Source organism: Haloferax sp. Atlit-109R (assembly GCF_003665865.1).
GTDB lineage: Archaea > Halobacteriota > Halobacteria > Halobacteriales > Haloferacaceae > Haloferax > Haloferax volcanii.
The window spans coordinates 739,112-756,376 of sequence record NZ_QPLO01000001.1 but is presented as its reverse complement, the minus strand read 5'-3'; the positions used below and the strand labels follow the sequence as shown (position 1 = coordinate 756,376).

At 69.5% G+C, this 17,265-nt stretch carries 21 protein-coding genes; 9 read left to right on the top strand and 12 right to left on the bottom strand.

The window, feature by feature from the left end:
* Positions 1-28: 28 nt before the first annotated feature.
* Positions 29-784, bottom strand: a complete 756-nt coding sequence (locus tag DVK03_RS03975) for a class I SAM-dependent methyltransferase (protein WP_199505974.1) — start codon at positions 782-784, stop codon at positions 29-31.
* 113 nt (positions 785-897) lie between these two features.
* Here DVK03_RS03975 and DVK03_RS19980 point away from each other — a divergent pair, with 113 nt between their 5' ends.
* From DVK03_RS19980 to DVK03_RS03955, 5 genes are all read left to right on the top strand, one after another.
* The gene (locus DVK03_RS19980; RefSeq protein WP_199505973.1) at positions 898-1,059 is read left to right on the top strand and encodes a hypothetical protein; all 162 of its coding nucleotides are present in this window, start codon (positions 898-900) and stop codon (positions 1,057-1,059) included.
* 121 nt (positions 1,060-1,180) lie between these two features.
* Positions 1,181-1,453, top strand: a complete 273-nt coding sequence (locus DVK03_RS03970) for a winged helix-turn-helix domain-containing protein (RefSeq protein ID WP_004044165.1) — start codon at positions 1,181-1,183, stop codon at positions 1,451-1,453.
* Positions 1,454-1,567: 114 nt separating this feature from the next.
* Positions 1,568-2,350 (top strand): MBL fold metallo-hydrolase, encoded by a 783-nt coding sequence (locus DVK03_RS03965; RefSeq protein WP_004064370.1) that lies wholly within the window; start codon positions 1,568-1,570, stop codon positions 2,348-2,350.
* Between the two features lie 96 nt (positions 2,351-2,446).
* Positions 2,447-3,142 (top strand): YkgJ family cysteine cluster protein, encoded by a 696-nt coding sequence (locus DVK03_RS03960; protein ID WP_115802275.1) that lies wholly within the window; start codon positions 2,447-2,449, stop codon positions 3,140-3,142.
* A gap of 64 nt (positions 3,143-3,206) precedes the next feature.
* Positions 3,207-3,611 (top strand): TRAM domain-containing protein, encoded by a 405-nt coding sequence (locus tag DVK03_RS03955; RefSeq protein ID WP_004044168.1) that lies wholly within the window; start codon positions 3,207-3,209, stop codon positions 3,609-3,611.
* 176 nt (positions 3,612-3,787) lie between these two features.
* Here the strand turns inward: DVK03_RS03955 and DVK03_RS03950 are convergent, their stop codons facing one another.
* Positions 3,788-5,485 (bottom strand): radical SAM protein, encoded by a 1,698-nt coding sequence (locus DVK03_RS03950; RefSeq protein ID WP_115802274.1) that lies wholly within the window; start codon positions 5,483-5,485, stop codon positions 3,788-3,790.
* Between the two features lie 121 nt (positions 5,486-5,606).
* Here DVK03_RS03950 and DVK03_RS19975 point away from each other — a divergent pair, with 121 nt between their 5' ends.
* The gene (locus tag DVK03_RS19975) at positions 5,607-5,765 is read left to right on the top strand and encodes a hypothetical protein (RefSeq protein WP_004044170.1); all 159 of its coding nucleotides are present in this window, start codon (positions 5,607-5,609) and stop codon (positions 5,763-5,765) included.
* Positions 5,762-6,250, top strand: a complete 489-nt coding sequence (locus DVK03_RS03945) for an Hsp20/alpha crystallin family protein (RefSeq protein ID WP_004044171.1) — start codon at positions 5,762-5,764, stop codon at positions 6,248-6,250. Before DVK03_RS19975 ends, DVK03_RS03945 begins: the two co-directional genes overlap by 4 nt.
* 45 nt (positions 6,251-6,295) lie before the next feature.
* On the opposite strand, the gene DVK03_RS03940 is transcribed toward DVK03_RS03945, so the two are convergent.
* Together DVK03_RS03940 and DVK03_RS03935 are read right to left on the bottom strand one after the other, a co-directional pair.
* Entirely contained in the window at positions 6,296-7,462 is a 1,167-nt protein-coding gene (locus tag DVK03_RS03940) for an FAD-binding oxidoreductase (protein ID WP_115802273.1), read from the bottom strand.
* A gap of 282 nt (positions 7,463-7,744) precedes the next feature.
* On the bottom strand, positions 7,745-8,527 hold the full coding sequence (locus tag DVK03_RS03935) for a hypothetical protein (protein ID WP_004064374.1): 783 nt from the start codon (positions 8,525-8,527) through the stop codon (positions 7,745-7,747).
* Positions 8,528-8,955: 428 nt separating this feature from the next.
* Here DVK03_RS03935 and DVK03_RS03930 point away from each other — a divergent pair, with 428 nt between their 5' ends.
* Positions 8,956-9,444, top strand: coding sequence for a DoxX family protein (locus DVK03_RS03930; RefSeq protein ID WP_115802718.1), 489 nt, complete (start codon positions 8,956-8,958; stop codon positions 9,442-9,444).
* Between the two features lie 144 nt (positions 9,445-9,588).
* Here DVK03_RS03930 and DVK03_RS03925 read toward each other — a convergent pair whose 3' ends face one another.
* The 4 genes from DVK03_RS03925 to DVK03_RS03910 form a co-directional block, all read right to left on the bottom strand.
* The gene (locus DVK03_RS03925; RefSeq protein ID WP_004044175.1) at positions 9,589-10,185 is read right to left on the bottom strand and encodes a CoA pyrophosphatase; all 597 of its coding nucleotides are present in this window, start codon (positions 10,183-10,185) and stop codon (positions 9,589-9,591) included.
* 29 nt (positions 10,186-10,214) lie between these two features.
* Entirely contained in the window at positions 10,215-10,703 is a 489-nt protein-coding gene (locus DVK03_RS03920; protein WP_115802272.1) for a hypothetical protein, read from the bottom strand.
* On the bottom strand, positions 10,700-11,806 hold the full coding sequence (locus DVK03_RS03915) for a glycosyl transferase family 2 (protein WP_115802271.1): 1,107 nt from the start codon (positions 11,804-11,806) through the stop codon (positions 10,700-10,702). Before DVK03_RS03915 ends, DVK03_RS03920 begins: the two co-directional genes overlap by 4 nt.
* Positions 11,807-11,913: 107 nt before the next feature.
* A complete protein-coding gene (locus DVK03_RS03910; RefSeq protein ID WP_115802270.1) occupies positions 11,914-13,074 on the bottom strand; it encodes an MFS transporter in 1,161 nt (386 codons plus the stop codon).
* A 181-nt stretch (positions 13,075-13,255) separates the two neighbouring features.
* On the opposite strand from DVK03_RS03910, the gene DVK03_RS19970 reads away from it, so the two are divergent.
* On the top strand, positions 13,256-13,426 hold the full coding sequence (locus DVK03_RS19970; protein ID WP_004044179.1) for an HVO_0758 family zinc finger protein: 171 nt from the start codon (positions 13,256-13,258) through the stop codon (positions 13,424-13,426).
* Between the two features lie 45 nt (positions 13,427-13,471).
* Here DVK03_RS19970 and DVK03_RS03905 read toward each other — a convergent pair whose 3' ends face one another.
* The 4 genes from DVK03_RS03905 to DVK03_RS03890 all read right to left on the bottom strand — a co-directional run bounded on the left by DVK03_RS03905 (position 13,472) and on the right by DVK03_RS03890 (position 17,253).
* Positions 13,472-14,563: an aldo/keto reductase gene (locus DVK03_RS03905; protein WP_115802269.1), complete on the bottom strand. Its 1,092-nt coding sequence runs from the start codon at positions 14,561-14,563 to the stop codon at positions 13,472-13,474.
* Positions 14,564-14,654: 91 nt separating this feature from the next.
* The gene (locus DVK03_RS03900) at positions 14,655-15,839 is read right to left on the bottom strand and encodes a bifunctional oligoribonuclease/PAP phosphatase NrnA (RefSeq protein WP_004064867.1); all 1,185 of its coding nucleotides are present in this window, start codon (positions 15,837-15,839) and stop codon (positions 14,655-14,657) included.
* 101 nt (positions 15,840-15,940) lie between these two features.
* A complete protein-coding gene (locus DVK03_RS03895; protein ID WP_115802268.1) occupies positions 15,941-16,837 on the bottom strand; it encodes an SDR family oxidoreductase in 897 nt (298 codons plus the stop codon).
* The gene (locus DVK03_RS03890) at positions 16,834-17,253 is read right to left on the bottom strand and encodes a DUF5791 family protein (protein WP_004064871.1); all 420 of its coding nucleotides are present in this window, start codon (positions 17,251-17,253) and stop codon (positions 16,834-16,836) included. Before DVK03_RS03890 ends, DVK03_RS03895 begins: the two co-directional genes overlap by 4 nt.
* Between the last annotated feature and the right edge of the window lie 12 nt (positions 17,254-17,265).

The following is a 17,265-nucleotide window of genomic DNA, read 5'->3' as shown; positions in this document are numbered from 1 at the left end:
CTGTGTTAAAATCTGCCGTGAGAACGCCTCACTCGGCGTCGCTCGCCCGCGTCGCCGCGCGGGACGACTCGTCGGCGGATTCGACCCGCGCGTTCCAGTACGACACGGACGCGAGGTCGTCGCCGAGCGGTGAGTCGCCGACGGCGAGGTCGAGCGAGCGGAAGGGCTGTGCGATGCCGTTGGGGACCTTCCGGTAGAAGCCGAACGGGATGACGAAGTCGTGATTCGCACCCGCGAGGTCGAGTCCGGCGTCGCCGAGCAGCCGCCGCACGTCGCGTTCCGAGTAGAGCCGCGACCCCATCGGGAGCAGCCAGTTGTAGGCCACACGGAGGCTCCCGTCGTTGAAGGTGTCGAAAAACACCTGCCCTTTCGAGACGCGGGCCATCTCGGCTAAGAACTTCGCCGGGGTGTCCGCGAGGTGGAAAAACCGCATCGCGAACACCGCGTCGAAGTGGTCGTCCGGGAACGGCAGCCGCGCCGCGTCGCCGCGGAGGAACTCGATGCGGTCGGCGACGCCCGCTCTGCGGGCCTTCTCCCGCCCCTGTACCATCATCGCCCGCGAGATGTCCAGTCCGACGACGTTCGCCCCCTCCTGGGCGAGCATCACGGTGAACCGGCCGGTCCCGCAGGCGATTTCGAGGATGTTCTTGTCCTCGACGGGGCCGAGCGCCGCGAGGACCGCCTCCTTCTCTCGCCGGTCGATGAGGCGACCGCCCTTGGAGAACCGCTTCGAGTCGTACTCCTGGGCGACCTCGTCGGCCTGGTACCACTCCTTTCCTTTCACGCTACGCATACTCGCGGGGGGGACCGTAAAACGGTACTGGATACGCGGTGCGGAAGCGGGGTTCGACGGGCGGAGGGGAGGGGTTTTCGTCCGCCGAGCGCGCACCATGGTATATGCCAACGTGTAGAAACTGCGGCGCGACCTGCGAGGCGGACGCGTTAACACGACACGTCAGCGAAGGGTGGCTCGTCGTCCACTGCCCGGACTGTCACGCGCCGCTCGGGAGCTATCGACTCGGCACTCCAGCGGTCGATACGATGCGAAACGTGGAGTGAGACGCCTACTCGCGGTCGATTTCCCAACAAACGCACGATATTAATATGTGTATTATGTGTCTGGATTCTTTTCACACACTTGTAGCTAACCCTTAACACGGAGCAACCGACTGTGACGGGTATGAGCACCACCACCGCAGAGCCAGATACTGAAGACCTGCTCTCGGAAGCCGAGTTCCGAGAGCGCCTCCGCGAGCTTCCCCCGAGCGCGAAGCTCGTCGCAAAAGTCCTCGAAAGCGACGCGCCCCTCTCGCAGGGCCAGCTCGCGGAGGAGTCGCTGCTGCCGGACCGTACCGTCCGCTACGCGCTCAACCGTCTCGAAGAGTCCGACCTCGTCGGCTCGCGCTACTCCTTCAAGGACGCGCGAAAGCAGGTCTACTTCCTCAACACGTAAGCGCGCGGTCCCACCGATAGCGCGACAGACCACCGCCCGCGGGGGCGCACTCCCGCAGACCAAGCCACCACTTCTCTCGAACGACCTAACCCGCCGGCGAGCGTAGCCGCCGCCATGCACGCCACGCGCGTCTCCGTCCCCGTCGCAACCCGCGCGCCGACCGGCGCGACGAACGCCTACCTCGTCGCCGGCGGCGGCGACACGCTGCTCGTCGACCCCGCGGCCCGCACCGACCGCCTCGACGACCTCGTCGCGCGCGAGGGCGTCGACCACCTCGCGGTCACCCACACCCACGCGGACCACGTCGGCGCGGTCGCCGCCTACGCCCGCGAGACCGGCGCGACGGTCTGGTGTCGTCGCGGCCGCGAGCGCGCCTTCTCGGCCGCGACCGGAGTCGACCCCGACCGGACGTTCGCGGAGGGGACGACCGTCCCCGTCGGCGCGGGCGTCGAGGTGCTCGACACGCCGGGGCACGCCCGCGACCACGTGAGCTTCGTCGCCGGCGACGACGTGCTCTGCGGCGACCTCGCGGTGGCCGAGGGCAGCGTCGTCGTGGGCGCGCCCGAGGGCGACGTTCGGGCCTACCTCGTCGCGCTCAGGCGACTCCACGCGCGCGGTCCCGAGCGACTGCGTCCAGGTCACGGCCCCGAAATCACGGACCCGCGGGCGACGCTCGCGCGACTCGTCGCGCACCGAAACGACCGCGAGCGGGCCGTCCTCGACGCGGTGCGCGCCGGGAACGCGACGCCGGACGCCGTGACCGACGCCGCCTACGACAAGGACGTGTCCGCCGTGCGCGACCTCGCCCGCGCGACGGTCGTCGCGCACATCGAGAAACTGGCCGCCGAGCGGCGGGTCCGCTGGGACCCCGAGGCCGAGCGGGTCGAACCGCGATAGGGCGCGCGTCGTCGGTGTCCGAGACCGCGGGTGGCCGGGGGTCGCGCCCCCGCGAAAAACCGCGCCCCTCTTTGGGCTCGCGCCCGCATCGCGGGTATGGACCTCGACGCCGAACTGGCCCGCGCCCGCGACCTCGACGTGTCGGAACTCGCCGACGCCATCGAGTCCATCGGCTTCGAGTGCACGCGCTGCGGGGCCTGCTGTAAGGGCTACGAGGGCGACGACGGCCCCGAACCGCACACGGCGACCGTCTTCCCCGACGAGGTGCGCGCCTTGCAGGAGGCCGGCGGAGACGACTCGGAAGGCGAGTCGGGAACCCCGATGGAGTGGCGGGACGTGGCCCGACCGATGCCCTACGGCCTCGTCGAGGGCGACGACGGCCCCGAGGGCGAGACGTTCGAGTGGGCGCTCCAGACGACCGCCTGCGGCGACTGCCGATTCTACGAGGAAGACGACTCCGGGCGGGGCGCTTGTCAGGTCCACGAGGACCGCCCGCTCATCTGCGAGACCTACCCGTTCAGCGTCGCCCTCGGCGGCACGAGCCAGCCGATGGGCGAGGCCGTCGACGAGGAGGGCGTCGTCCGCGCCCACGAGTGCGAGGGCCTCGGCCGGGACATCTCCCGGGGGGACGCGGAGGAACTGGCGCGGGCGCTGAAAGAGCGGGCGGTTCGAGAGCTCCGCGAGGCGCGGGGCGTCACCGACGCCTACGAACCGGTCGAGACCGGGCCGGGCGAGGTCGTCGTCCACGACTCGGAGGGCGCGAAACGGCCCGACGGGACGCGGGTTCAGTAGTCGAATCCGCTGACTGCGGTACATCTTTAACACTCCGGCCTGACCACATATTGGAGGTCTTACGGTGGAAATCTCAGATAAACTCCTGTGTCTGTTCAATGCTGACGTTCGCACCGAGGACGACCGTTACGTCGTCGAAATTCCGCGCCGCGAAGTCGAGACCGGGACCGTCGAACCCGGCGAGACGTACCGCGTCGCGCTCATCTCCCGCGAGTCGAACGAACCCGCCGAGTCCGAACCGAACGCCGGACCGACGCCCACGAACGAACCGCAACCGCCCGTCGAAGCCGGCGAACTCCGCTACGTCGAAATCGAGGACATCGGCAAGCAGGGCGACGGTATCGCCCGCGTCGAACGCGGCTACGTCATCATCGTTCCCGGCACGGAAGTCGGCGAGCGCGTGAAAGTCGAAATCACCGAAGTCAAGTCTAACTTCGCCGTCGGCGAGGTCGTCGAAGACGACTTCTGACGGCGCTCTTTTCGCGGTTCGACGCCGTCCGCCGCACCGACAGTGCTCACCCCACCGACAGACCACGGCTGCAAGTGAACGACGCACCACGCTTGCGAGTGAACGCGGCGGTCGCGTCGGGCGCGCAGAGAGAGCGCGGTTGCAGGTGAAGAACGGCGTTTCGAGGACTGAACGCGCTACTGAACGTACTTCGTCACGTCGGCATCGACGCCCACGTCGGCCGCGTCGGCGTAGGGACGGTTCACCACGATGTCGCCGGCGGTCGACCGCCCGATGCCGGGGATGGCGGTGAGTTCGTCCATCGACGCCTCGTTGAAGTCAAGCGGGTAGGGGACGCCGGTGACGGAGCGGTAGCCGTGGTCGACGACGGCCACGTCGATTGTCTTCCCGAGTTCGCGCTCGCCCGGAATCCCGACCAAAAGCGGGTAGGTGCCGAGTTGGCGGCCGAACGTGCGGCCGTCCTGGTGGTACTCGAGGTGGACGTTCGGGAGGACCGTCCCCGCGGGGGCGACCCGGCGAAGCATCGGCCGGTCGATTTCCTCGCGGACCTCCGTTTTGTACGTCTTGAACAGCTGTTTGTGGTCGCGGGCGATGTCGGCACCCGTGTCTGACATGTCGGTGCCGTCGAACGCCATCACCTGCCGGATGTTGATGCGGCGGACCATGAGGCCCTCGTCGTAGACGCGCTGGAGGAACCGCTTGTTGTGCTCGAACGTCTCCTCGCGCTCGCCTTTCAGCCCGTGGAGGAGGTTGATGCCGGGGAGGAGCTTCGGCAGGCGGTTCGCGGCGTCCGAGCCGTGGGTCGGCGCGTCCGCGGGGTCGTCGCCGGGTCGCCAGCCGGCGACCTCGTTGACGATTTTGACCGCCTCGAAACACTCGTCGGCGGTGACGTTGAGGTTGTTCTCCTCCTGCACCACGGGGTCGGCGGATTCGAGGCCGAACGCCGCGGTGTCGCCGGCCGTGTTGTGCTCGGCGATGATGCGGAGCGCCTCGCGGGACTTCTCGGGCCAACCGACGATGGTGATGGGGTTGACGTTGTCGAGGTGGAGCGTGCCGAGGTCCGGCGCGACCTCGCGGATGCCGCCGTAGAGCCGGCGGAGCGCGTCGGGGTTCGGAGCCTCGCCGTCGCCGCCGAACGCGAGGATGTCGGCCTGCCGGCCGAGCCGGAAGTGTCGCGCGCCGCGGTCGTAGAGGTTCTCGACCTCCTTGACGACGGAGTCGGCGGTGCGGAACGCGGGGTTGCCGTACAGCGGTTCGGTACAGAACGAACAGCGGTAGGCACAGCCCCGCGAGGTCTCCATCTCGCAGATGAGGTGGTCGGGGTGGTTCGGGTGCTGTTCGACCACGAACGCGCCCATGGCGGCCCAGCGGTCGAGTTCCTCGTTGTCGCGCATGCGGTTGCCGAAGCCTTCGAGGCCGGAGTCGACGAGGTCGTAGGCGGCCGCCTCGATGTCGCCCTTGGCGACGAAGTCGTAGTCGAGGTTCTTGCGCTCCATGTCCTGGCCGCCGGCGTTCTCGTCGCCGACGCCGAAGCGAATCGGCCCGCCCATCAGGGCGGTGCCTTCAGCGACCCACGCGAGTTCGCGCACCTCGTCGGGTTCGGCGGGCGTCCCGCCGACGTACTTGCCGGGGACGGTCATGCCGCCGATGTAAATCATGAGGTCGGCGTCGGCCACGTCGCGCCACTTCTGTTTGTCCTCGCGGAGTTCGTCGATGGTGTGGTAGACGACGTTGGACTCGGGGACGCCCGCGTCGACCACCGCACCCGCGGTGAACCTCGGATACGTCGAGATGTACGGCGGCACGCCGAAATGCGCCGGCTCGTCGACGTATCCGTCGACGATAGTCACGGTGAGGTCGGCGGGGTCGGTCATCGGTCGCGGTTCGGGTTCGACGCGGAAAACGCAACCGGTCGGCGGTCGCGGCCCCGAACCGCGTCGTGGGGGCGCTTCCGCCTCCCGCGCGTTTATGAGCGTGGGAGCGTAACTGACGGCCATGCCCGCGACCCTCGAAGTCAAGTGCGCCAACGAGGACTGCGAACTCGACATGTTCGAGCTGCACTACACCTACGACATGCCCGACGACGTGACGGTGGCGGACTTCTCCTGTCCGTACTGCGGCGAGTCCCGCGCCCTGGAGGAGATTCAGCTATGAGCGACCTGCGGAAGTACGGCGAGTCGGCGGCGAACGCCGTCCTCGAACGGGTCGGCCGCGGCGTCAGCCAGATGCAGGAGCGCAAGCCGCTCGCCCACGACCTGCTCGAATCCGAGGACGCCTACCTCGTCGTCTTCGACGCACCCGGCGCGCGCGCCGAGGACGTGCAGGTCCGCTTCCTCGACGGCGAGGTCGAGATTCGCATCGACCGCTTCCGCGACTTCCACGAGGGCTACGAGATGCGCTTCCCCGGCCGCGGCCTCACGCTCTCGGGAACGGCGACCATCCCCTCCGACGCCTCGGTCGAAGCCGCCGAGGGAACCGCCACGGTCGGCAAGCACGGCACGCTCCAGATTCGGATTCCCAAGGACGAACGCGCGAGCGACATCGCCGTGACCGAGGAGGAAGACGAAGCCGACGGCGAGGCCGACACCGAGTCCGACGACGAAGTCGACTTCGGCGACGTGGACGACCAAGACGCCTGAGTCTCAGTTTCGGGCGCGACGACCCCTCCGAACCTCCGTTTCGCGCTAGTCGCCGTCAAGCGTCATCCCTTCGACCACCGCGAACTCCTCGTCGCCGTCGAAGCGGCGAGGGTCGAACGCGGCCGGAATCCGTTCTTGACCGTCTCCGAGCACCGCCTCCGCGAGTCGTTCCCCGATTGCCGGGGCCCACATGAAGCCGTGGCCGTGCCAGCCGGCGGCGACGTAGACGCCTTCAGCGACCGCGCCGACGAGCGGGTTCCGGTCCGGGGTCGCCCCGCAGAGGCCGGCCCACGCGCTGTCCGGCTGGTCGGCCTCGGCCGCCGCCTCGCCGGCCTCGTCGAAGCCGTCGATGCCGGTCCGGTGGCGAACCCCGTCGAGGGCGTCGGCGACGAACCAGTCGTCCGCGGTCGGGTCCCAGTCGTCGGGGTCGGGTTCGACCGGTTCGACGCCGTCGCCCGCGAGGACGCCGCCGGGATGCGGCCGCAGGTACGACTCGTCGGTCGCGTCGTAGACGGTCGGCCCGCGGTAGTCGCAGTCAGCGACGAGCGCCTGCGCCCGGTAGGGCTTGAGCGCGATTGGGTGGCCCGCGTCGGCGAGCAGGCGGCGCGAGTGGACGCCCGCGGCGACGACGACGGCGTCGAAGCGGGCGGTCACCACGTCGTCGACGGCGACGGCCGGCGGGTCGGTTCGAAGCGTCACCGCGTCGCCGACGCGGAACGCGACGCCGGCCGACTCGCACTGCTCGACGAACAGGTCCACGTAGGCCGCGGGGTCTGCCCAGCCGGCGTTCTCAGCGACGCCCGCGAGGAGCACGTCGTCGGTCCGAATCGGGAACCGGTCGCCCAGTTCGTCGGCTCCGACGAGCGACACCGCGCGGTCGTGGACGCGCATTCGCTCGACCGACTCTTCGAGGGCCGCGGCCGCCGCGTCGTCGCCCTCGCGCGCGAGAAAGACGTAGGGCGTCTCGTGGAAGGCGAACCCGCCCTCGCCCGACAGGCTCCGAAAGCGGTCCATCGCGCTCCCGGCGACGGCCGCGTCGATGTCCTCCGCGTAGGCGTCGTAACAGATGCCGGCGGCGCGGCCAGTCGACCCGCCGCCGGGGGCGTCGCGCTCGAACAGCGTGACTCGCGCCCCGCGCTCGGCGAGGTCGAAGGCGGTCGTCAGGCCGACCGCGCCCGCGCCGACGACCGCGACGCGCGCTGATTCGTTCATACCCCGTCTGCGTCGGCGACCGACTTGAATGGCAGTTGCTCGCCGGTCGTGGGGCGAGAGTGGTCGAGAACTGCGCGGCGCGGTCGCTCAGGATTGTAGAGAGACGGGGTAGGTCGGCCGGCCGTGGCCCGCGTGGAAACCACGTGGGTCCGAAAGGAGCCACCCGACCGTGCCGTCACCTGTCCTCTCCGGCGACCGCGTAAAAGGCCTCCGGTGCTCGGCGCGGCACAGGCGGGGCGAACCGCAGGAGGCGGAGAGCGGGCGACCGCCCGGCGCGCCGGACTACTCTGCGAACTCGTCGACGCCGCGGGCGGGGTAGCCGACCACGAGGTCGATACCGGCGTCGCGGAGGTCGTCGATTCGCCGGCGGATGTCGTCGACCGAGCCGATGAGCGCGTAGTCGCGGGCGGCTTTCAGGAGCACCTCGCGGGCGCGGCCCTCGGCCGAGGCGTCGGTCGCGGCGTCGTCGGGGAGCGCGCGAGCGACGGGACGGCGACGGGAGACGTACGCGCCGACGGCGTCGAGAATCTCGTCGTCGTCGTCGGTGAGGGCGGTCGGGGCGTAGAGCGCGACCTCGCCGCCGAAGCCGGCCGCCCGGAGCGCCCGAACGTCTCTGCGGGTCGACCGCGAGAGGAGTTCGTACTGCGTGCCGCCGGCGGCGAGGGCGATTCGCTCGATGCCCTCGGTGCCGACCCACGCGTCGGGCGCGCGCTCCCTCGCGGCGCGGAGCCGGGGGGCGACCGCCCGGCGCGCCTCGTCGTCCGTCAGATACGCGCCGTGGCCGGCCACGAGCACCTGCCGAACCCCGTCGGGGAGCCACTCGTACAGCGAGTCGTCGCCGAGCGGGTCGAAGCCGTCGGTGCGGACCGGCGTGGTCAGTCGGACCTCCTTTTCGGCCGCGAGGTCGCGCAGTACGTCCTCGTCGGGGAGCCGCTCGCGGCCCTCGTAGTCGATGGCAACGACATCCAGCGGGACCGAAAGCGCCTCGCGCACGTCGCACTCGGCGGGTTTGAGCGCGACTGCGTCCAGACCGGCTTTCGAGACCGCACGCTCGGCGGTCAGCATGCTATCACCACAGAAGTTTCAGTACCGTCGCGGAACGCGATCCATCGTCTGTGCGACCATGTGAGAACGAGTAGCGCGGAGGAGGGCAAAACCCTGTCGATGACGGCGATGCTGGCTCTCCCGGCGGTGTTTATATACCCTGCATCGCCCGGCAGCGACCGGTTCCGCAGCGCGTGTCAGCCGGTCGCACTGCGAGAGACCGCCGTGTTCACCCGCGTCTCGACACGATTGTATTTGGGACACAATTCTATGTCTCGATTAGTAGTCGAAAACGAATCGTGACAGTCTCAGACGCCCGTTTTCGGTCATTCCCAGTTCTATGGATTCGGAAGTCGCGTCGCCGTTATATGGGGTTCGCGGCCGACGATTCAGATGTAAGGTGAACCGAGATGCCCGCTAACGCACAAATCGAGATGCTGGGGAACAGAATCGACTTCGACTACTCGCGGGGCGTCACGGGCTACGTGCTCGTGTTGACCCGCCTCATCACCGGTTACTGGTTCCTCCACGCGGGACTGGGGAAGATAACCGGTGAGCCGTTCAGCGCCGCGGGCTACCTCGCGAACGCCCCCGCAGCCTCGCCGCTCCAGGGCTTCTTCGCGTGGGCCGCCGCGACCCCGTGGCTCCTCGACCTCACGAACGTCATGGTTCCGTGGGGCGAGTTCCTCATCGGTCTCGGGCTCATCGTGGGTGCACTCGTCCGGCTCGCCGCCTTCTTCGGCGGCGTCCTGATGGTGTTCTTCTACCTGGGGAACGCCGAGTGGGGCCACGGCGTGGTCAACGGCGACCTGTTCGGGCTGATGATGTTCGTCATCGTCGGCACGCTCGCGGCGGGCCGCATCCTCGGCCTCGACGCCATCATCGAGAAGATGGAGTTCGTCCGCCAGCGCCCCGCGCTCAAGTACCTCCTCGGCTGAGGGGGTACTCGGGGGGCAGAAAGGGAGTTGTCGTGGGGACGACGACACGCTGACGCGGTTTTGTTTTTCGGAACTGACTCAGACACCGTGAGCGGGCGCGCTGGGGGCAGTACGCCGAGGAGAACGAGACGTCGAGTGGGGACGCTACACCGGGTAGTCGGCGTCGGGGTCGACCACGCGGTCGACCTCCTCGGGGACGCGCCAGTCGGTCGTGAGTTCGAGCAGTTGCACGAGCATCCGCCCGGTCGCGCCCCAGACGGTGTAGCCGTCGACGTGGAAGAAGTGGAGCCGAATCTCGCCGTACTGCGGGTGGTCGCGGCGTTCCGACTCGTAGTTCGCGCGGTCGATGAGGTCGCCAACCGCGAGCACCGCGATTTCGGCCACCTCGCGCTGGTCGGGTTCGTACGCGCGGTCGGGAACCGTGGCGACGAACGGCGAGACGGCGTAGTCGGTCACGGTTCGGATGTCGTCGAGGCGGCCGTGAAACGCCGCCTCCTCGGGTCGAAGTCCGATTTCCTCGTTGGACTCGCGGAGCGCGGTCGCCCGCAGGTCGGCGTCGCTCGGTTCGCGGCCGCCGCCGGGAAAACTCATCTGGCCCGGGTGCTCGCCGAGGTGGTCGGCGCGCTTGGTAAACAGGATGTGCGGCCGCTCGTCGCGGAACACGACGGGGGCGATGACGGCCGCCCGCCGGCCCGCGTCGACGGTCACCGGTTCGTGTCGAGTGACGCCCGCGAGGTCCATCGTCACGGTTCGTAAAGCGATGCCGCGACTTAGGCCTGCCCCTCCGAGTCCAGCGCGGCGTCGAGGCGCTCGCGAATCGACCCCACGTCGGTGTCGGCCCACGCTTCGAGGTCGTACGTCACGTCCAGCAGACGCTCGATTTCGTCGTCGTCGCCCGTCTGAACTGCACTCGCGGCCGCCGCCCGGAGACGCGACTCGACCTGCGTCGCGAGTTCGTCCCGCGGCACCTCGCGGGTCGGGTAATCGAGGATGTGCGGCAGGTCCTCCGCCCGGTCGGGGAGCGTCGGAAACGCCATCGGGCCGACCGTCAGAAGCTCCGCGTCCGTCTTGTCGTCCTCGTAGGGGACGAGGTAGTAGGCGTCGACCGCGTCGGAAATCGCGCCCGACAGCGCGTCGCCGTCGGTCTCGCGGCCCTGCTTGAACGCGAGTTCGTCCAGCGCGGTCGCAAGTTCCTCGCGGGTGAGCGCGCCGAAGAGGTCGACGACGCCCGCGAGGTCGTCGTAGGTCGCCTCGCTCATCGGCCCGCGCCCTCCCGAACGTCGTCGAGGTCGTCGCCCGCGGCGGCGAGCACCTCGTCGGGCGACAGCGACGTGTCGTTCCACGCCGGGAGCCGCGTGTCCTCGCCGGGTTTCGAGATGGCATCGGCGTAGGTGGCGACCTGCTCGCGCTCGTCGCCGCGGTCGTAGTCGAAGCCGTTGAACGCCGCGTCGGCCGCGTACTGCTCGACCAGCCGGTGTCCGGCCTCGCGGTAGCGCTCCGCGAGCGTGTCGAACTCGACGCTCCCGCCGTGTTCGACGACCGCTCTGAGGAGCGTCCGCCCGACCGACTCGCTCATGTCCGAGAGGCCGGTCGGGCCGCTCACGGAGCGGTGGTCGTGTTCGTACTCGCCGAGGTCGACCTGTGCGCTCCGGTCGAAGCCGGCGTGGGCGAAGGCGTCGCCGAGGGTGCCGACTTCGAGGCCCCACTTCCGCGGCGACCGCATCCGCACCGCGAGGTCCGAGGTGGCGGCGAACTCCCCGGCCAGCGCGTACCGAAACGAGTCGAGATACCGGACGATGGGGGCGTCGGTCTCGGCTTCGAGCGCGCGGACGAGCGGGGCGTAAAACAGCCTGAACAGCCGGCCGTAGAGCCGCTCCTCCTCGACGCGGGCGTAGTAGCCTTTCGAGAAGTCGTGGCCGTGCGCGAGCGGGAACAGAAGCCGCGGGACGTAGCGCTCGTCGTAGGTCTTCGTGTCCGCGTCGTGGACGACGACGTACTCCTCGCTGGCGGCGCAGCCGAGCGCGAGCCACACGTCGCGGCCCTTGCCGCGCTCGCCGTCGAGGCCGTGGGAGTCCAGCAAGTCGGCAACGCGGGGGCCGTCGCACCACAGCACGTCGAGCGGCAGGTCGTACTCGTCGAGCCAGTCGGTAAAGGGGGCGACCCGGTCGGCGGGCGCGCGGAGGGGGACGACGACCCGCGCCGGCGAGAGCGACTCCAGCGTCGACAGCACCCGGTCGGCCGCGAGGCCGGCGTACTCCCGCTCCGTCATCGGCACGACCACGGCCGCGCGGTCGGTCGGGGCGTCGGGGACCGAGCCGGAGAGGTCGTGGAGCGTCGTGACCCGCTCTTGTACGTACTCCATCGTGTCGGCCGTGGGACCGGGCGAGCAAAAGTGCGGCGAGAGCCGAGTCGGCTGCCGACTTCGCTCCGGGCGTCCCCGGTCGCCCCCCGGTCACCCCCGGTCGCCCCTCAGTTCGGGATGCGCCCGGCGTGTTGGAGCGCGATGAGGCCCGCGACGACGACCGCCAGCCCGACCGAGAACCAGAAGAACACCTCGTCGAACGCGTAGCCGACGTCGGTCAGGGTGCCGACCGCGCCCGACCCGCTGGCCTGGAATATCATCATGCCGAACGAGTACACCGAGTAGGCGCTCCCGCGGCTCTCGTCGGGGAGCGTGTCGAGCAGGTAGGCGTCGAGCGCCGGAAAGAGGCTGTGGATGACGTAGCCGACGACCGCGGTGACGACGATGAGACCGACGAGGCTCGTCGTCATCGTGAGGACGAACACCGAGACGACGAAGGAGACGAGCACGCCGAGGATGTAGGGGATGCGCGGAAGCTTGTCCGCGAGTCGCCCCGAGAGGAAAAACGCCGGCACGCCCGCGCCGAAGACGACCGTCAGCATGTTTCGCGCCGTCGTCGCCGGCAGGCCCTTCGACACCATGTACAGCTCGTAGAAGTTGAACAGGCCCTGCCAGACGAAGCCGGTGAAGCCGAGGATGACGATGCCGGTGAGGATGACGCGCCACTCCGTGCGGGCCGCGCCGAGGAGGTCGCGGTCGGCCGCGCCCGCGTCCGGGAGGTCCGTCGAGCGCGCCGTGACGAACAGCGCCAGCGTCACGACGGCGGCCGCGAGACCGACGCAGACGAAGACGAGCTGCCACGCCGCGGAGACGAACGGGAGGCGGTCGACGAGGTCGGGGCCGACCGCGAGGACGAGCGTGACGAAGGGGGCGACGCCGACGGCCGCGAGCTGGCTGGCGGTGCCGTGGATGCCCATCGCGCGGCCGACGCGGTCGGGAAACAGCTCGCTCACGAGCGGGTTGGCGGCGACGAAGTACGCGCCCGAGGCGAGCCCCATCGAGACCGCGCCGACCATCAGCGCCTCGATGGTGGTCGCGCTGGCGGTCACGCCCGAGGCGACGACGAGGACGACGCCGGTCCCGAGCACCACGCGATGTCTCGGCACGCGGGTGAGCAGCCAACCGGTCGGGACGCGGAGGGCGGCGCTCCCGAGCCAGACGAGGGTGGCGACGATGCCGACGGTAGCCCGGTCGACCTCGAAAAAGAGAATGAACTCCCCGAGAAGCGGTGCGAAGACGACCCGAGCGAGATTGACGAGTAACACCATCCCGCAGAGCGTTCCGAAGAGGCGGCCACGTGACACGGACGGAACCGCGCGCCGCGAGGTGACAACAGTTTCGGCTGAACGAGACCGCGGGGCGTCGTGCGGGTCGAAAACGGGGGTGTTGTGCGGGTCGAAAACGGGGATTGTCGTCGGGTTTTTATGTTCGTTGCACAAACGGGAGCGTATGAAGACAACGCGGAAGGGGCTTCGAGACGGGGAGTTGGAAAAAGACACCTACGGACGGCTGACCTGCTCCGAGTGCGGCGAGTCGCTGAAGAAGAAAAACGACCCCGACGAGGTGTTCTCGGTCCGTATCTGCGCCGACTGCGGGCGCGAGTGGAAGGAACTCAGATAACCGCGAGTCGACCGAAAGCGGCCGTCCGAGAACGGGGGCGACTGCTCACTCGAAGACCGAATCGAACGTCCGCGCCCCGAGGGGGTCGAACGTGCCGGCCGCGACGTTCTCCGCGACGTGTTCTACCGACGATGCGCCGACGAGCGCCGCGGTCACGCCGGGCGCGCTCCGCGAGAAGTTGAGCGCCCGCTGAGCCGCCGTGTCGCCCGCGAGCACCGAGTTCACCGACGCCGGAATCTCGGCGGCGAGGTCGCCCTGCGCGAGGCTGGCGCTCGTGAAGGCGTGCAGGCCGTGTTCGTGGGCGTACCAGAGCGCGCTCATCGCCTCGCCCGCGTCGGTGTCGTGGGCCTCGACGGTGAACGCGTCGGCCATCACGACGTTGAACGGGAGCTGAATCGCTTCGAGCGAGTGGTCGTCGTTGCCGACGGTCTCGGCCGCGCGCTCCGCCCGACGGACGAGTTCGGGCAGCGACAGGTAGGCGTCGTGGTCGGGTGCGACCCGGAGCGCCTCCCACGTTGCGACGCCGTACCGACCGATGTCGGCGGCGGCGACCCGGCGTTCGAGCACCTCGAAGGCGGCCTCGACGCGGTCGTACACCGTCTCGCGGTCGGTGACGGCCAACTGCGTCTCGGGGTTGTGGAGGTAGTAGCAGTCGACGTGGTCCAGTCCCGTCAGGTCGAGCGAGCGGTCGACCATCTCGTCGACGAAGGCGGGCGCGATGGTGTGACTGCCGTGTGCGAGTTCGTCGGGGTCGGCGAGGCCGGCGTCGAGGACCGTCTCGCGGACGTACGCGCCGGGGTCGTCGGGGCGCTCGCGGTCGAAGGGGACGAACCCGGCCTTCGAGGCGACGACGACGGCGTCGCGGTCGACGTCGGCCCCGCGGACCGCGTCGCCGACGACCCGCTCTGCGCGCCCGTGACGGTAGTTCGACGCGGTATCGACGAGGTTGACGCCGTGTTCGAGCGCGGAGACGAGCGACTCGCGGTAGCGGTCGTCGACCGCGTCGGTCGGCTCGCCGAGGTAGGTTCCGATGCCGATACTGGAGACGACGCCGGGGCCGAACCGGCGGTAGAAGGTGCGGCCGAAACTGTCGCCGAACCGGTCGCGGTAGGCCCACGTCGCCCGTCCTGTTGCCATGGGCGGGGCTACGGCGGCCGGCTGTTAAGGGCCACCGGTCCGGGTCCGCGATAGTGGTCCCGGTCCGGTCCGATTCGGTCCGGTCCGAGAGTCAGATATCGCCCGACAGCGCCTCGAAGATGTGTTCGACGAGTTCGTCGCGGGGGACGGACTCGCCGTTGCCGCCGTCGGTGACGGCGTCAGGCCGGATTATCTGGCCGCCGCCCATCCGGGCGTGACCGCCGGCGCTCGCCCCGCGGTAGTGGTCGAGCGCGGATTCCAGCGTCCGGCCCATGTGGACCCGGTCGTCGCGGGAGCGCCCCGAGAGGTAGACGTTGCTCTCGCGTTCGCCGCAGACGACGGCGGCGGTGACGCCCTCTAGTTGGATGAGTTCGTCGGCCGCCTGCGGGATGGCGTCGACGTTCGAGATGGTGCCGATGTCGGCGACGGCGAAGGGGCCGCGCACGTCGCGGCCGGCGATGGCGCGGGCTTTCGCCTCCAACACCTCGCGGGAGACCTCGGGGTTGGCGATGCGGTCGAGGTGGTCCTCGTTGACGCCGGGAAAGAGGAAGCCGGCGGCGTCGAAGTCGGCGGCCGAACAGCCCGCAGTGAGGTGTTTGGTGTCCGTGAGAATCCCGTAAACGAGGCCCGTCGCGACCTGCGAGGGGACGGTGTACGAGGCGTTCACCTCGCTTGCGTGCATGTCCGGCGGGACGGGTTTCGCGCCCACGTCGCGAAAGTACTCGGCGACGATGCTCGAACACGCGCCGTAGTCGGTCCGCACGTCCGTGAAGGCCTCGCCGGTCCCGTCGCCGGGATGGTGGTCGACGACGGCGTAGGGGAGGATGCCCTCCGCGCCCGCGAAGCCGCGCGGTTCGTTGTGGTCGACGAGGACGACCGCTTCGGCGGCGAGGTCGCTCACGTGGTCGATTGGGTCTAAGTCGAGGTCGAGAACGGTTCGGAACGCGCGATTTTCTTGGTGTCGAATCTGGCCGGCGAACTGGATGGTCGGTGTGGTGCCGACCTGTTCTGCGAGACAGGCCACGCCGATTGCCGCGGCCATGGCGTCGGGGTCCGGGTTCGGGTGCATGAGGACGGCGATTTCGTCGACGCCCTCCAGCGCCTCAGCGAAGCGCGTGCCCATCGGCCGCTTGAACCGAATCGCGGCGTAGACGACGAGCGCGAGGGCTCCGAGCGCGACGACGAGCGCCGCCGCGATTTCGGGGTGGGTTCGCACGAACGAGTCGAGAGACTCGAAGATAGCACCCGTGTCGAACTGCCCCACCGGACCGAACATACACAACACGACCGGGGCCTACCGTATGAATATTCCCCCTAATCGAGCTGTCCCGAGTGACAGAATTTCGGCGGTTCGAACCTGTCGTCCCCCGAATACGGTCAGTCGCCGTCGGCTCGGTAGGCGTCGATTGCCGCCCGGTAACCCTCCCGATACGTCGGATACGCGAACGAATAGCCGAGTTCGTGGAGGTAGTCGTTCGAGCAGCGCTTGCTCGTCAGGATGCGGCGACGGGCGGCCTCCGAGAGGTCGCCCGCGTCGAGGCGTTCTTCCTTCGTGCGCTTTTCGGGGCGCGGGACGCCGCACTCGTCGGCCAGCCAATCCGCGAACTCGTGTTTCGAGACGGGTTCGTCGTCGACGACGAGGACGGTGTCGTCGCGGGCGCGGGCGGTTTCGAGGAGGGACGCGACGGCGCCCGCGGCGTCGTCCCGGTGGACCATGTTGAGGTAGCCCGCCGTGACCGGGCCGGTCAGATAGCGGTCGAGTCGGTAGCGGCCGGGGCCGTAGAGGCCGGCGAACCGGGTGACGGTCCCCTCGATTCCCCGTTCGGCGGCGTGCTCGCGGGCGACGCGCTCGGCCTCCGCGAGGACGCGGGTCTTGTCGGTCGTCGGGTTCAGCGGCGTCGATTCGTCGACGAAGTCGCCGCCGTGGTCGCCGTAGACGCCCGTACTCGACGTGTAGACGAGGCGCTCGGGCGGCGAGTCGCGGGCGGCGAACTGGTCGATTGCCGTCCGGAGGCCCTCGACGAAGACGGTCCGGGCGGCGTCGGCCCCGCGGCCGCCGGAACTCGCGGCGAAGACGACGTGGTCCACGTCGGGGACCGCCCCGAGGGAGTCGGCGTCCGTCACGTCGGCGCGGACCGCTTCCGCGCCGGTCGCTTCGACGGCGTCGAGGCCGTCGTCGGAGCGGCGGACGCCCCACACGTCGTGGCCGTCGGCGACGAGCGTGCGGGCGAGTTCGAGGCCGACGTAGCCGCAGCCGAGGACGGCGACTCTCATCGCTCGTTTCGGACGGCGATGACGTGGTGGATGGCGGCCAGTTCGTTCAGCGTGGCGGCGGTGCGGCCCTCGATGGCCTGCTGAATCTCCTGTCCGGAGAGGTCGAGGTCGACCTCGGACGCGAGCGTGTCCACGTCGAGGATGCCGCTCGTCATGCCCATGAGGAGGTGGTCGCGGAACTCCCAGACGATGGCGTCGGCGTCGGGGTTGTCGTCGGCGAGTTCGAGGACGGCGGCGGCCTGTTCGAGCGTGAGGTCCAACACGCCGTTCGAGAGCGCGGCTTCCGAGACGCCCGCGGCCTCGGCGGCCGTCTCCGGTCCGGCGGCGTCGACTGCGCGGCGAATCTCGTCCTCGTAGGCGGCCCGCAACTCGTCGGCCGAGAGGGTTCCGGGCTCCGCGGCGGCGTCGTGCAACATACACCGCGGGTT